Origin of the sequence: Bacillus sp. 196mf (genome assembly GCF_003217275.1) — a bacterium.
GTDB classification, from domain to species: domain Bacteria; phylum Bacillota; class Bacilli; order Bacillales; family Bacillaceae_G; genus Bacillus_A; species Bacillus_A thuringiensis_S.
The window spans coordinates 35760-50771 of the sequence record NZ_QJTG01000027.1 but is presented as its reverse complement, the minus strand read 5'-3'; the positions used below and the strand labels follow the sequence as shown (position 1 = coordinate 50771).

Here is a 15012-nt window from a genome sequence, read left to right as displayed (position 1 = left end):
ATGGGCTATAGCCAAGCGGTAAGGCAACGGACTTTGACTCCGTCATGCGCTGGTTCGAATCCAGCTAGCCCAGCCATTTACGAGCCATTAGCTCAGTTGGTAGAGCATCTGACTTTTAATCAGAGGGTCGAAGGTTCGAATCCTTCATGGCTCACCATTTTCGCGGAAGTAGTTCAGTGGTAGAATACAACCTTGCCAAGGTTGGGGTCGCGGGTTCGAATCCCGTCTTCCGCTTTATTACTAAGGGGCCTTAGCTCAGCTGGGAGAGCGCCTGCCTTGCACGCAGGAGGTCAGCGGTTCGATCCCGCTAGGCTCCATCTAAATAGAAAAAGCTTACATCATATGATGTAAGCTTTTTTGTGTTTAAAAAGACAACTTTTATATTTATCGTTTAAAATGAAGAAAACGTAAAAATAAGGGATGGGGGATAATTGTGAAAGTTGTTATTGCATCTGATTCATATAAAGAAAGCCTAAAAGCTATAGAAGTATGTGAAGCTATTGAAAGAGGTTTTAGAGCAATTTTTCCTAATGCAAAGTATGTGAAAATACCAATTGGAGATGGAGGAGAAGGGACGGTTGAATCGCTTGTTGATGCTACAGGGGGGAGAATTATATCAATTAGTGTGACAGGACCGCTTAGAGAAAGTGTGCAAGCTTTTTATGGCGTGTCTAAAGATAAAAAGACAGCGTTTATTGAAATGGCAGCAGCATCAGGATTACAGCACGTTCCAGTTGAAAAGCGAAACCCACTTATTACAACGACAAAAGGAACAGGAGAACTTATATTACATGCGCTAAATCAAGGGGCGGAGTACATAATTTTAGGACTTGGAGGAAGTGCTACAAATGATGGTGGGGCAGGCATGTTAGCAGCTTTAGGAGTAAGATTTATAAATGATAAGGGTGAAGTAATAGATCCATCTGGAGGTACGTTACATTCGATTGTTGCTATTGATTTTTCACAAATGGACCCACGCTTAAAGGGGGTAAAGATAGAAGCGGCATGTGATGTGGATAATCCATTAGTCGGAATGCAGGGAGCATCTTTCGTATTTGGGAGACAAAAGGGTGCGAATATAGAGATGATGAAAGAGCTAGATGAGAATTTAAAACATTATGCGAATATCCTTAAAAGATATGTATCTTCTGATGTATCTGAAATACCTGGTGCAGGGGCAGCAGGAGGAATGGGGGCGGCTGTTATTTCAGTGCTAAAGGGAGACTTGCGAAGGGGCATTGAAATTGTATTGGATTATACAAATTTCGATAAACATATAGAAGATGCAGATCTCATTATAACTGGTGAAGGTAGAATAGATGAACAAACTGCATATGGGAAGGCTCCTGTTGGTGTTGCGGGGCGTGCGAAACGTTTTTCTGTGCCTGTAATTGCCATTGGAGGGTCTGTATCATCTGATTATTCAGCCGTGTACGAGAAAGGAATAGAGGCGGTATTTAGTATTACAACGAGACCGATGACACTAGAAGAAGCATATAGAGTAGCAGAAGAAAATATTGAAATGACAACGAAGAATATTGCAACAGTATGGAAAATAGCGTCAGAAAAACACTTCTAAATGTAGGGGTGTTTTTTTATTATTATTTAATAATAGTGATTGTGATTGTTTCATTAAGTTAACTTTATACATAGAATAGTCTTGAAATTTGATTTTGAACGTGAATATAAGTGAATAATTTGTATATCCATACAGAAAAATGTCGAGTTGAGTCAGACTATATAAAAGATTTAAAATATTTAGTGAAGGCACAGAAGGGGGATACTATCTATGAAAAAAGAAATCTCAGTTATTGGAGTTCCAATGGATTTAGGGCAGATGCGTCGTGGCGTTGATATGGGACCGAGCGCAATCCGTTATGCAGGGGTAATTGAAAGAATTGAAGAAATTGGATATGACGTTAAAGATATGGGAGATATACGTATAGAGAGAGAAAAAGAGATAGATGAAAATACAAAATTAAGAAACCTTACACAAGTTGCAACTGTATGTAATGAATTAGCAAGTAAGGTGGATCATATTATAGAAGAAGGTCGTTTTCCACTTGTATTAGGTGGTGACCATAGTATTGCTATCGGTACATTAGCTGGTGTAGCAAAACATTATAAAAACTTAGGTGTTATTTGGTATGATGCACACGGTGATTTAAATACAGAGGAAACTTCACCATCTGGAAATATTCACGGTATGTCACTTGCAGCAAGTTTAGGTTATGGACATTCTTCACTTGTAGATTTATATGGAGCATATCCAAAGGTGAAAAAAGAGAATGTCGTAATTATCGGTGCGCGTGCATTGGATGAAGGAGAAAAAGATTTCATTCGCAATGAAGGTATTAAAGTGTTCTCAATGCATGAAATTGATCGTATGGGGATGACGGCTGTTATGGAAGAAACAATCGCATATTTATCTCATACTGATGGTGTACACTTATCATTAGATTTAGATGGTCTTGATCCTCATGATGCACCAGGTGTTGGGACGCCTGTAATTGGTGGTCTATCTTATCGTGAAAGTCACTTGGCGATGGAAATGTTAGCAGAAGCGGATATTATCACATCTGCTGAATTTGTTGAGGTAAATACGATTTTAGATGAGAGAAATAGAACGGCAACAACAGCAGTTGCTTTAATGGGTTCTTTATTCGGTGAAAAACTAAAATAAATGTAAGAAAAGCAACTGAGAAGTTGCTTTTTTTATTTGAAAATAGGCGTATAATAATGATTTATATTATACTGTAAGATAAAAATGTTTGACATCTTACCAATTTGAGCTAAAGGGGGTTGTTTGTAATTGTCGTTTGTTTCATGTATGGTATAATTAACTAGTTGTTGGAAATACATACAGATAGAGCATAAAACAATATTTCAATATATGGATAGAATTGCTCGTAAGTAGGAGGAAGGGATAGCATGCCTTTTGAAGATACGACCATTTTGAAATATCTTAGTACGGCATTAGATATTGCCATTGTATGGTTTATTATATATAAGCTGATTCTCATAATCCGAGGGACGAAAGCTGTTCAACTTTTAAAAGGGATTACAGTTATCATTGTCGTTAAGATGATTAGTATTTTCCTTGAATTGCATACGTTATCTTGGCTAACTGAACAAGTATTAACATGGGGATTTTTAGCCGTTATTATTATTTTTCAGCCAGAATTGCGAAGAGCACTTGAGCAGCTAGGGCGCGGGAGTTTATTTTCGCGTGTTGGACCGCATGAGGATGATGAACCTGAAATGGTTGCAACAGCGATAGCAAAAGCAACCGAATATATGGGGAAACGTAGAATAGGTGCATTAATTACTTTGTCAAAAGAGACCGGTATGGGTGATTATGTGGAAACGGGTATTCCGCTGAATGCAAACGTATCATCGGAATTACTTATTAATATTTTTATTCCAAATACACCTCTTCATGACGGAGCGGTAATTATGCAAGGAAGTACAATTAAAGCAGCAGCATGCTATCTTCCATTATCAGAAAGTCCGTTTATTTCTAAAGAATTAGGAACTAGGCATCGTGCTGCAATGGGAGTTAGTGAAGTTACTGATAGTATTACAGTAGTTGTGTCTGAAGAAACTGGTCAAATTTCTTTAACGAAAAATGGTAAGTTGCATCGTGATTTGAAGACAGAACAGCTGAAGGATATGTTATTAGCTGAATTTAGTGGGAACGAAAAAACGACTTCTTCGTCTTTATGGAATTGGAGGAGAAAGCGTCATGGATAAGTTAATGGAGAATCATTGGTTTTTAAAAGGGATCTCATTACTATTGGCGTGTATGCTTTTTATGTCAGCGACGTTAACTGAGAAAAATACGACATCAGGTATATTACCTTTTGCAAATGATACGAAAGAAACATTAACTAATTATGAGATTAATCTTAAGTATGATGAGGAGAAATATATTGTAAGTGGTATTCCAGCAGAGGGCGTTAAGGTGAAGTTAGAAGGCCCAAAAGCATCAGTTGCTACAGCAAAAGCAAAAAAACAATTTGACATACCAATTGATTTGCGAGATAGTCCAAAAGGAACTTATGAGATTTCTTTAAAAACGAACGGGCTTCCAGACGATGTGAAAGGAACAGTTCAGCCATCAACAATTAAAGTTACTCTTCATGAAAAGGCGAGAAAATATGTTCATGTAGATTTGAAATTATCAAATGAGGATCAAATGCCAGCGGGGGCTACTCTCGAAAAATCAAGCATTAAACCGGATACTGTTGAGGTAGTTGGGACGAAAGAAGAAATTGAAAGCATTTCATCTGCCAAAGCGTATGTTGATTTAAAAGGTGTTAATAAAACTGTTACAAAAACGCCCGAAGTTACATTATACAATAAAGAAGGAAAACGTTTAAATGTAAGAACAAGTCCATCTAAAATTAGTGTAACGTTGAATGTGGCAACGCAAACTACAGCCAATAATACTGAAAAAACTGTTCCTGTAACGTATACGAAGAAGGGGAGTTTAGCAGAAGGATTGGCAGTTACAAATATCAGTGTCGAGCCGAGAGAGGTAACGATAGCTGGTCCAAAAGATATTTTGGATAATATACAATCGCTAGAGGGGGTCGAAGTAGATCTTAGTCAATTGACAGAGTCTACAACATTCGATGCCTCTGTTTTATTACCCAAGGGTGTAACCAGTGCAAAACCGAATCAAGTGAAGGTTTCAGTGGGAGTGCAAAAAACAAAACAAACGAAAACAAAAACGATTGATGGCATCCCAATCCAAAAAAATGGACTTTCTAAAGATGTTACGGCTCAGCTAATTTCGCCGCAAGATGGAAATATAAGTGTTGATATTTCAGGAGAAGCAAGTATAGTAGATAAAATAACAGCTGCCCAAATCACAGCGGTAATTAATTTGCAAAATGTATCTTCAGGGACGAAAGATATTTCTATTCAAGTGAGTGGTCCTGGTAATATTTCAATAGAGCCAAAACAAAAAAGTGCTAAAGTTACTATTGTAAAGAAAGAAAAACCAGATAAAGAAGTACAGGGTAACGGTCAACAACCGGATTCAAACACCAATCAAGAAAATCAAAATGAGAAGCCAAAAAATCCTGAATCCAATCAAGAAAAAGAAACGGAACAGGAAAATAATCAAAATCAAGATAAAGATAAAGAAAATAGTCAAGAACCAACGGTAGATAACCATAATCAAAAAGAGCAAGAAAAAGGAGCGAATCATAATGGGTAAATATTTTGGTACAGATGGAGTACGTGGAGTTGCAAATAAGGAGTTAACACCTGAATTAGCTTTCAAAATTGGGCGTTTTGGTGGTTATGTATTAACAAAAGATACAGATCGTCCAAAAGTAATTATCGGTCGTGATACACGTGTATCTGGCCATATGTTAGAAGGAGCTTTAGTAGCAGGTCTATTATCAACTGGAGCAGAAGTAATGCGCCTTGGCGTTATTTCTACACCGGGCGTTGCTTATTTAACAAAAGCACTAGATGCACAAGCAGGTGTTATGATTTCTGCATCTCATAATCCAGTACAAGATAATGGTATTAAATTCTTTGGTTCAGACGGCTTTAAATTAACAGATGAGCAAGAAGCTGAGATTGAAGCTTTATTAGACAAAGAAGTTGATGAACTACCACGTCCGACAGGTACTAATCTTGGACAAGTGAGCGATTACTTTGAAGGTGGACAAAAATATTTACAGTACATTAAACAAACTGTTGAAGAAGATTTCTCTGGCCTACATATCGCTTTAGATTGTGCACATGGTGCAACTTCTTCTCTAGCTCCATACTTATTTGCAGACCTAGAAGCTGATATTTCAACAATGGGAACTTCTCCAAACGGTATGAATATTAACGAGGGTGTAGGATCTACACATCCAGAAGGCTTAGCTGAATTGGTAAAAGAAAAAGGTGCGGATATTGGACTTGCTTTTGATGGCGATGGCGACCGTTTAATTGCTGTAGACGAAAAAGGAAACATCGTTGACGGTGATCAAATTATGTTTATTTGTGCGAAGTACATGAAAGAAACTGGTCAATTAAAACATAATACAGTTGTTTCAACTGTTATGAGTAACTTAGGTTTCTACAAAGCACTTGAAGCAAACAATATTACAAGTGATAAAACAGCAGTTGGTGACCGCTATGTAATGGAAGAGATGAAACGCGGTGGTTACAACTTAGGTGGAGAACAATCAGGCCATATTATCTTACTTGATTACATTACAACTGGTGACGGAATGTTAAGTGCACTTCAACTTGTAAACATCATGAAAATGACGAAAAAACCATTATCTGAGCTTGCAGGAGAAATGACGAAATTCCCACAATTACTAGTAAACGTTCGTGTAACAGATAAAAAATTAGCATTAGAAAATGAAAAAATTAAAGAAATTATTCGTGTTGTAGAGGAAGAAATGAACGGTGATGGCCGTATTCTTGTTCGTCCATCTGGAACAGAGCCACTTATTCGTGTAATGGCAGAAGCACCAACACAAGAAGTTTGTGATGCATATGTACATCGCATTGTAGAAGTTGTGAAAGCCGAAGTTGGCGCTGAGTAATTAGCTGAATTTATATGAAAAAGGAGCACAAAAAGTGCTCCTTTTTCATATGTTTTATAGACGATGAAAAAAATTTCATTGACGGTTTATCCATGTTTGTTATAAGATGGTCTTGTTCTTTTTCTCAAAGGAAATATTGTAAATTATAAAAGCGCCAGAACTACAAATAGTGTAGTTGACGAGGTGGGGTTTATCGAGATTTCGGCGGATGACTCCCGGTTGTTCATCACAACCGCAAACTTTTACTTAAATCATTAAGGTGACTTAGTGGACAAAGGTGAAAGTGTGATGAGAGAAGAGGAACGGATGAAAACTAGCTGTATAAGTATATACGGACTTAAACCCAATCGAGAGGAAGGTGAAAGCCGTTACAAGCTTACAGGGCTAGCAATATGTAATCCGTTTTTTTAGTATAAATAAAAATGGTATCGGACTATGTCGTTACATGTTCGCAGAGCAGTGTAAGCATTTGTAACGGCGACTAAACATGTGTGGAATCGTAGGATTTATTGGAGAGCAAGATGCAAAGGAAATTTTATTAAAAGGTTTAGAAAAGCTAGAATATCGTGGATATGATTCAGCAGGTATTGCAGTACAAGCAGAGAACGGTGTTGTTGTATACAAAGAAAAAGGCCGTATCGCAAAACTTCGTGAAATCGTAGATGAGAATGTAGCAGCAAGCGTAGGTATCGGACACACACGCTGGGCTACACACGGTGTTCCAAGTAAAGTAAACGCGCATCCGCATCAAAGTACATCAAAACGCTTTACACTAGTTCATAACGGTGTAATTGAAAACTATGAATTAGTGAAAAAGGAATATTTACAAGATGTAACGTTCGTAAGTGAAACAGATACAGAGATTATCGTACAGCTTATGGAACAACAAGTGAGCACAGGATTAAGTGTAGAAGAAGCGTTCCGTAATACGCTATCTCTTTTACATGGCTCTTATGCAATCGGATTACTTGATGCTGAAAATCCAAACATGATTTATGTTGCTAAAAACAAAAGCCCGCTATTAGTAGGTGTTGGTGACAACTTTAATGTTGTGGCGAGCGACGCTATGGCGATGTTACAAGTTACAGATCAATTTATTGAGTTAATGGATAAAGAAATCGTAATCGTAACGAAAGAAAGTATTACAATTAAAAACTTACAAGGTGAAACGATTGAACGTGCACCGTTTACAGCGGAATTAGATGCAAGTGATATTGAAAAAGGAACATACCCTCATTTCATGCTTAAAGAAATCGATGAGCAACCACTTGTAATCCGTAATATAATTCAAAAGTATCAAGATGAAAATGGCGAGATTGAATTAAATCAAGACATTCGCAATGCGATTTTAGATAGCGATCGTATTTACATCATTGCATGTGGAACGAGCTATCATGCAGGTCTTGTTGGAAAACAATTTATCGAGAAGTTTGCAAAAATGCCAGTTGAAGTGCATGTAGCAAGTGAATTCTCTTACAACATGCCATTATTAACAGAAAGACCATTCTTCATTTACATTTCACAAAGTGGTGAAACTGCTGATAGTCGTGCAGTACTTGTACAAACAAATGAAATGGGTCATAAAGCATTAACAATTACAAACGTGCCTGGTTCTACTCTTTCTCGTGAAGCTGATTATACACTTCCGTTATATGCTGGACCAGAAATTGCAGTTGCATCAACGAAAGCTTACACAGCACAGCTTGCAGTACTTTCAATTTTAGCAGCTGATATTGCTAAAGCAAAAGGTGAAGTTCTTGATTTCGATTTAACACACGAACTAGGACTTGTAGCAAATGCAATGATAGAACTTTGTGATCAAAAAGAAGAAATGGACGCATTAGCAAAACAATTTTTAGCGACAACGCGTAACTGTTTCTTCATCGGACGTAGCGTAGACTTCTACGTAGGATTAGAAGGTGCGTTAAAACTAAAAGAAATCTCTTACATCCAAGCAGAAGGATTCGCTGGAGGAGAGTTAAAACACGGTACAATCGCTTTAATCGAAAATGGTACACCAGTTATCGCACTTGCTACACAAGAGCACGTAAACCTTGGAATTCGCGGCAACGTGAAAGAGGTAGTAGCACGCGGAGCTAACCCATGTATCATCTCAATGAAAGGCTTAGAAATGGAAGGAGACAGCTTCGTATTACCAGCTGTACACGAAGCACTAGCACCGCTAGTAGCAGTTATTCCATTACAACTTATTTCATACTACGCAGCACTTCACCGCGAGTGTGACGTTGATAAGCCACGTAACTTAGCTAAGTCTGTTACTGTTGAGTAGGAGATTGGTAGGTTAATAAATATAGTTGTAGCTTTAAAATAAATTTACAAATTTGCACCCCTTTAGATATTTTATCTAAAGGGGTGTTTTTGTGTCGAAAAATAACATCTAGAATTGGTAAGTGGATAGAACCCTATAGATTAAAGTTTTACTTTATCGAATTCACTTTTATTTATCTGAATTTTCCATTATTATTTTAAGTATTCATGAACAATTTCTTTGATTACGACAAAAAGAGACGAGAGATTTATGGACATTTCAGGGGGGATATTGATGAAAACGATTAAAAAAACATATCTAAGTATAGAAGAGGTTATTTCATTACCAACCTTATCAAGTACAAACATAAGTGATGATGGTAAAAACGTAGCATTTGTAAAGAAGACGGCTGATTGGAAAGACAATACATATAGGAATCATGTATGGATATATGAAAAAGATAAGAAGCAGAGTTACCCATTATCAAATGGGGATATAGATAGTACACACCCATTATGGTCTCCGGATGCTAAGTGTATCGCATATCTTAGTCCAGTTGGTGATGGGAAAAATCAGATATTTGTTAAGTCGCTAGATGGTTATAGCGAGGTTCAAATTACTGATGAGAAGGAAGGAATTAGTACATTCAAATGGGATCCTGCTGGTAAAGGTTTTTATTATGTTGCACAGTCAAAAGAATGTGAGGAAATAAAGAAACGTAAGGAATTATATGGAGATTTCCATCATGTAAGTAAAGAACACCAGAATAATTGTTTATATTACATTGAAATAGAAAAGGTGATACAAAGTGATACAGATGAACACGAGAACAGAGTTGTTTATCGATTAACTGATGGTAAGGATTTTCATATCCATGAATTTGATATTTCAAATGATGGTAAAAAGGTTGTATTTATGGCGACACCAAGCTCAAATATGGCAGATTATATAAATGGAGATCTATACATACTCCATATTAAAGCTGAATGTGGATAAATTGTTGGGAGGGAGTGTTTGCTTTTCTCCAGAGGGCAGCAAAATTTGTTACTCAGCAAGCATAAGAGAGAGGGATTACTATAGAAACTATATACAAGATAGTACGTTAGAGATATATGATATTCATAATGGAGAGCTAATTCAACCTTTAACAGATTTTGATAGTACGGTTATGCCATTACAGTGGACAGCTAAAGGGATTTTAATTAGATGGCAGAATAAAACGAATTATCTTATTGGGTTGCTAGCTGAAGATGGAACTGTGGAAATACTAAGCGAAAAAGTAGATGGCTTTATAATGGATGCTTCTATAACAAAGGATGGCAAATATATATCCTACAATAAGGCAATAACAAATGAAACCTTTGAAATCTATTTAGACGATGAAAAAATAACGGATGAAAATAGCTTTTTCAAAGGGAAACTTAAAAGTAACAGGGAAATCATCTCATGGAAAAGTAGTGATGGTCTTGAAATAGAAGGGGTTATATCCACCCCAGTAGAGTTTGATATAAATAAAAAATATCCTTTATTAGTAGTAATTCACGGCGGTCCGGCTTGGGCATCTTTTCCGATATTTTCAGACTGCTTCAATGAGAAATATCCGATTGAACAGTTTGTTGAAAAAGGCTTTATCGTTTTAGAACCAAATTACAGAGGAAGTTCAGGTTATGGTAATGAATTTTTAAAAGCTAACTATAGAAAACAGGGGATTGCTGACTACGATGATGTTATATCTGGAGTGGATGAACTAGTAGAAAAAGGGATGGTAGACAAGGATAGAGTAGGAGTTATGGGATGGAGCAACGGTGGATATGTATCAGCTTTCTGTTCTACATTTAGTAGTCGATTTAAAGCTATTTCAGTTGGCGGTGGAATCACTAACTGGAGTACCCATTATGTAAATACAGATATACCTTACTTTATTAGAATGTATTTAGGAAATACTCCATGGGATGATCCAGAGATATATACGAAGACATCACCTATGACGTATATTGAATCAGCTTGTACGCCTACCTTAATTCAGCATGGAGAAAAGGATGCAAGAATTCCAATTACAAATGCATATGATCTATATCAAGGATTAATGGATATGGAAGTGGATACAGAATTAATTATATTTAAAGGAATGGCATATAGTCCTAATCAGCCGGGAATGAATGTAGCTATTATGAAGCAGAATTTGATGTGGTTTTCACACTATATTCTTAGAGAAAGTATGGAGGGTTTTAGAACTTTATAATGGATGTTTGTACAACACATAAGGCTGAAACGGTCTTCATCTTGAGATGATTTATTATAAAATATATACTTAAACTAATATCTGTACACACATCAGGGAGGACTAATATGACAGGAAATAAAAATGACTTACTAGTAGAAAAACGTCAAGAGTTATTGAAAGTATTGCAAGCTCGTTTTGAGAAAAATATGAACCGCCATGAAGGTCTTGAATGGGCTAAGGTTGAAGCTAAGATAGAAGCTAATGCTGAAAAATTATGGTCACTTAACGAAATGGAAGTAACTGGCGGTGAGCCGGATGTTGTCGGTTATGATGAAGAAAAGGACGAATATACTTTCTATGATTGTTCAAAGGAGAGTCCTAAAGGCCGCAGAAGTCTTTGTTATGATCTTGAAGCGTTAGAATCAAGAAAAAAACATAAACCAGAAAATAATGTTATTGATGTTGCAAATGCTATGGGCATTGAACTATTAACGGAAGAACAATATCGGGAATTGCAACAACTTGGGGATTTTGACATGAAATCATCAAGTTGGGTACAAACACCTTCAGATATTCGAGAACTCGGTGGTGCTCTATTTTGCGATTATCGCTTCGGACATGTTTTCGTGTACCACAATGGAGCAGACTCTTACTATGCTGCCAGAGGTTTTCGTGGCTCGTTAAAAGTTTAAATTAGGATAAATAAGAAAAAGAGCCTATACTCAGGCTCTTTTTCTTATTTATATTTTAAAAGTAAACTGTTACTACGCAGTTTTACTTAATTTATATGTTCCGTGGTTATTTTTACGGAAAAGTTTAGGGAAAACATAGTCATCTAATCCAATACGTCCAGCGTTTTGCCCTGCAACTAAAATGAACATAGTTAAAATAAGCAGATTTGGGTTTACACTAACAGTTCCGCTTAATAAAAATGAAAGATTCATTATGATTCCGAAAAATGCAGCTGTTTTTGTTAATCCGCCTAAAATTAAACCTAGACCTACTAAAATTTCTCCCCATTGAACTAAAAAGCTAAATAGGTCTGCGTTTGGAAGAACAAAATTTTGAAGAAAATCTGCCCACCAACTTTGTACTGCAGGATGGTCACCTGATGCTTGAGCGATAGCGCCCTTTAGAAAACCACTTGCATCAAAAGATTGTCCGAAAACTTTACCTATCCCAGCAGCGAGCCATGCATATCCTATGTAAAATCGTAAAAATAATAATATGAAAGCAGCACGTTTATCAGTTCTTAAAAAATTGATAACCATTGAAATCCCTCCAATATTCTATTTACATGTTTATTATATATCCATTGTGAAAAAATTCACAATGGATAAAGTGTGAACAAAAATGGTGTTTTTATAAAATGAAAAAGGCATATAACAATCATATGTTATATGCCTTTTCTATTATATATTTATTAATTTATTTAGGTAATGTAAATTTAGCTTTTTTACCTTGTGAAATATCTTTAGCTTCTTTATTTCTCATAGGTCCTAACTCAATCTCAAAGCTTTTGTCTTTCCAAATCTTTTCATACTGCTCTTGATCTAAAATATATACTTGTAGTAACTCTCCAGATGTTCCTGTTTTGACTGAAGCATTATAGTCATAATTTAATAGCATACCTTCATTAATCGTATATTGTGTACCATCATTCACTCTCAATGTAGAGCTTATAGGAGACAGTGAAACGTCTTGAGCATCTTTGTTATCAAGCTTGAATTTTACTGTTAACAGAACAAGACCGTTTTTAAAATTTGCAAAGCGTGGAGCTTCGACGGAATTTGGTGTGAATTGAGTGAATTGGTATCCGTCTAATGTAACATTAACAGCGCCTAATTCTTGATTGTTATTAATACTTGATTTCTCTTTTAACATTTTTTTATCGCCCATGTTATTAGCTGTAGCTTTATCTTGGTAGAAAGTATTATCTGTTGCAACTTTTTCAGCACCCTGTTTGTTTAAACTTAATGAAAAGCTTCCAGGATTTCCGATTGGAGCATCAAATTTTCCTTTATTAGCTTGTGCAGTTGGGACTGTGACTGAGACTGTTGAGAGACTTGAAATTTTCGCTAGATCATCTTTTCCGAATGGATAAGCGATATAACCAGAAATAGTTTCTCCTGCTTTTACTAAGTAATCATTCGTTGGAGCAAGTTTAGTTGGGAGCTGATCTTCTTTTGGAATTAAATCTTTATAGTTACTATATGCTTTCTGCGCGCCAGTAAATGACATGTCCAATGCTGGCATATAATAAATATCTTTAGCTGAACTATTTTTTACGCTGTAGTTCACAAGAATAACTCCGCCTTCTGTTTGACGATTAAACGGAATATCGAAGTTTGTATGGAATCCATTTAATTCAACTAATGTGTAACTATTCATTGATACTGAAACATCTTCAGCTTTATAGACTTGTGGTTCTTTATTTTCAAAAAGAACTTTTGTTTTACCACCTGTTTCTTTTTCCATATAGGAAATCAGCTTAGAGTAGTCGCTTGATCCAGTAGCTGTATTTTCAGGCTTTTTATCTTCAGTTTTTTTATCTTCGGATTTTTTTTCAGTAGGTTTACTTTCTTTCGTTGTATCTGTTTTTTCCGTTTTGCTTTCTTTTGTTGCATTCTCTTTTTGTTCTTTATTTGTCGTATCGCTTTGACCACAGCCGGTTATTACAAAAGCTGCTACGATTACTGCAGAAAATAAAGAAAGTAATTTTTTTGACATATTTCTTCCCCCTATTTGTTTAAAACTAAATTCTCACATTAGCCCCACGTTTTATTATAAGAAGGTTAGTCAATATTTGCCAGTATTTTTCTGATTATTTTCATTATTTATTATATTATAATATAATAAATTCGATAGAAGTTTGGAATGGAATATTGGTTTTTATTTTTTTATCATTTGAAATAGTACATCATATTGGTATGATAGAAACAGAGATATATGGAAAGGAGACAAGGACTCGATATGTGGATGAACTTGTAATGATTAGAAATTGGATAGATGAATTTTTCTCTCATAAGTGAGGGTTTATTTAGCTATTTGTAAATCATGCAAGGACTGCATAGTTGGCTTGTACATCCCTTTTGTAAGGACAGAGGTCTAGGTGGGGAAATTTATATCTCTTATATAAAATATGCGTCCTTTAAACTTGGAGGAGTATATGATGAACCAATTAAAAAATAAAGTAGCAGTTGTTACAGGCGTAAGTCGTCTAGACGGTATAGGAGCAGCGATTTGTAAAGAATTAGCTGAGGCAGGATACGATATATTTTTTACGTATTGGACGGATTATGATAAAGAGATGCCTTGGGGCGTTGATAAAAATGAACAAATACAATTAAAAGAAGAGCTATTACAAAAAGGTGTTAGAGTATTGAGCATGGAGTTAGATTTAACTCGGAATGATGCACCGAAAGAGCTTTTAAATAAAGTTACTGAACAATTAGGGTACCCTCATATATTAATTAATAATGCAGCATATTCTACGAATAATGATTTCTCTACGTTGACTGCTGAAGAATTAGATAAGCATTATATGGTTAATATTCGTGCGACTACATTGCTCAGTAGTCAATTTGCCCGAGGATTTGATAAGAAATCTGGTGGTAGAATTGTTAATATGACTTCGGGGCAATTTCAAGGTCCTATGGCAGGAGAACTAGCTTATGCGACAACGAAGGGAGCTATTGATGCTCTTACTAGTACGTTGTCAGCAGAAGTAGCTCAATTAGGAATAACAGTGAATGCAATTAATCCAGGACCAACCGATACAGGATGGATGACTGAAGAGATAAAACAAGGGTTAAAGCCGATGTTTCCTTTTGGCAGAATTGGTGAGCCAAAGGATGCAGCTAGACTCATTAAATTTTTAGTAAGTGAAGAAGCTGAGTGGATTACGGGGCAAGTTATTCATTCAGAAGGCGGATTTAAAAGATAAAAAGAAG

The 15012-nt window shown here is 36.1% G+C and carries 10 protein-coding genes, 4 tRNA genes and 2 pseudogenes; 14 read left to right on the top strand and 2 right to left on the bottom strand.

Annotated features, from left to right (window positions below):
- Window position 1: 1 nt before the first annotated feature.
- The 13 genes and pseudogenes from ATL10_RS25350 to ATL10_RS25290 all read left to right on the top strand — a co-directional run bounded on the left by ATL10_RS25350 (window position 2) and on the right by ATL10_RS25290 (window position 11751).
- A tRNA-Gln gene (locus tag ATL10_RS25350) sits at window positions 2-76 on the top strand.
- A gap of 5 nt (window positions 77-81) precedes the next feature.
- A tRNA-Lys gene (locus ATL10_RS25345) sits at window positions 82-157 on the top strand.
- 5 nt (window positions 158-162) lie between these two features.
- Window positions 163-234 (top strand) — tRNA-Gly (locus ATL10_RS25340).
- Between the two features lie 10 nt (window positions 235-244).
- Window positions 245-317 (top strand) — tRNA-Ala (locus tag ATL10_RS25335).
- 116 nt (window positions 318-433) lie between these two features.
- Complete coding sequence (locus ATL10_RS25330; protein ID WP_100910537.1) at window positions 434-1579, top strand: glycerate kinase; 1146 nt, start codon at window positions 434-436, stop codon at window positions 1577-1579.
- A gap of 210 nt (window positions 1580-1789) precedes the next feature.
- On the top strand, window positions 1790-2683 hold the full coding sequence (rocF, locus tag ATL10_RS25325; protein WP_000711574.1) for an arginase: 894 nt from the start codon (window positions 1790-1792) through the stop codon (window positions 2681-2683).
- Between the two features lie 248 nt (window positions 2684-2931).
- Window positions 2932-3753: a diadenylate cyclase CdaA gene (gene cdaA, locus ATL10_RS25320; protein ID WP_001115694.1), complete on the top strand. Its 822-nt coding sequence runs from the start codon at window positions 2932-2934 to the stop codon at window positions 3751-3753.
- Window positions 3746-5227 carry a CdaR family protein gene (locus ATL10_RS25315; protein WP_097925515.1) on the top strand — a complete coding sequence of 494 codons (1482 nt, stop codon included), beginning with the start codon at window positions 3746-3748 and terminating at the stop codon, window positions 5225-5227. The genes cdaA and ATL10_RS25315 overlap by 8 nt, the downstream gene beginning before the upstream one ends.
- A complete protein-coding gene (gene glmM, locus ATL10_RS25310; protein WP_000521476.1) occupies window positions 5220-6566 on the top strand; it encodes a phosphoglucosamine mutase in 1347 nt (448 codons plus the stop codon). Before ATL10_RS25315 ends, glmM begins: the two co-directional genes overlap by 8 nt.
- Before the next feature lie 288 nt (window positions 6567-6854).
- Window positions 6855-7041: pseudogene (locus ATL10_RS31985) on the top strand (hypothetical protein).
- Between the two features lie 12 nt (window positions 7042-7053).
- On the top strand, window positions 7054-8856 hold the full coding sequence (gene glmS, locus ATL10_RS25300; RefSeq protein ID WP_000334155.1) for a glutamine--fructose-6-phosphate transaminase (isomerizing): 1803 nt from the start codon (window positions 7054-7056) through the stop codon (window positions 8854-8856).
- A gap of 273 nt (window positions 8857-9129) precedes the next feature.
- Window positions 9130-11077 (top strand): annotated as a pseudogene (locus ATL10_RS25295) (alpha/beta hydrolase family protein).
- A 107-nt stretch (window positions 11078-11184) separates the two neighbouring features.
- Window positions 11185-11751 (top strand): DUF4256 domain-containing protein, encoded by a 567-nt coding sequence (locus ATL10_RS25290; protein WP_000147403.1) that lies wholly within the window; start codon window positions 11185-11187, stop codon window positions 11749-11751.
- A 72-nt stretch (window positions 11752-11823) separates the two neighbouring features.
- On the opposite strand, the gene ATL10_RS25285 is transcribed toward ATL10_RS25290, so the two are convergent.
- Together ATL10_RS25285 and ATL10_RS25280 are read right to left on the bottom strand one after the other, a co-directional pair.
- Complete coding sequence (locus tag ATL10_RS25285; protein ID WP_061660795.1) at window positions 11824-12330, bottom strand: DoxX family membrane protein; 507 nt, start codon at window positions 12328-12330, stop codon at window positions 11824-11826.
- A 157-nt stretch (window positions 12331-12487) separates the two neighbouring features.
- Entirely contained in the window at window positions 12488-13789 is a 1302-nt protein-coding gene (locus ATL10_RS25280; RefSeq protein ID WP_000038602.1) for a DUF5068 domain-containing protein, read from the bottom strand.
- 439 nt (window positions 13790-14228) lie between these two features.
- Here ATL10_RS25280 and ATL10_RS25275 point away from each other — a divergent pair, with 439 nt between their 5' ends.
- Window positions 14229-15005 carry an SDR family oxidoreductase gene (locus ATL10_RS25275; RefSeq protein ID WP_002094237.1) on the top strand — a complete coding sequence of 259 codons (777 nt, stop codon included), beginning with the start codon at window positions 14229-14231 and terminating at the stop codon, window positions 15003-15005.
- The last annotated feature ends 7 nt before the right edge of the window (window positions 15006-15012 follow it).

What these genes read in the sequence shown, in the direction of transcription:
- rocF (WP_000711574.1), top strand. Translation starts at nt 1,790, where the DNA reads ATGAAAAAAGAAATCTCAGTTATTGGAGTTCCAATGGATTTAGGGCAG.
- glmM (WP_000521476.1), top strand. Translation starts at nt 5,220, where the DNA reads ATGGGTAAATATTTTGGTACAGATGGAGTACGTGGAGTTGCAAATAAG.
- glmS (WP_000334155.1), top strand. Translation starts at nt 7,054, where the DNA reads ATGTGTGGAATCGTAGGATTTATTGGAGAGCAAGATGCAAAGGAAATT.
- cdaA (WP_001115694.1), top strand. Translation starts at nt 2,932, where the DNA reads ATGCCTTTTGAAGATACGACCATTTTGAAATATCTTAGTACGGCATTA.
- ATL10_RS25275 (WP_002094237.1), top strand. Translation starts at nt 14,229, where the DNA reads ATGATGAACCAATTAAAAAATAAAGTAGCAGTTGTTACAGGCGTAAGT.
- ATL10_RS25280 (WP_000038602.1), bottom strand. Translation starts at nt 13,789, where the DNA reads ATGTCAAAAAAATTACTTTCTTTATTTTCTGCAGTAATCGTAGCAGCT.
- ATL10_RS25315 (WP_097925515.1), top strand. Translation starts at nt 3,746, where the DNA reads ATGGATAAGTTAATGGAGAATCATTGGTTTTTAAAAGGGATCTCATTA.
- ATL10_RS25285 (WP_061660795.1), bottom strand. Translation starts at nt 12,330, where the DNA reads ATGGTTATCAATTTTTTAAGAACTGATAAACGTGCTGCTTTCATATTA.
- ATL10_RS25290 (WP_000147403.1), top strand. Translation starts at nt 11,185, where the DNA reads ATGACAGGAAATAAAAATGACTTACTAGTAGAAAAACGTCAAGAGTTA.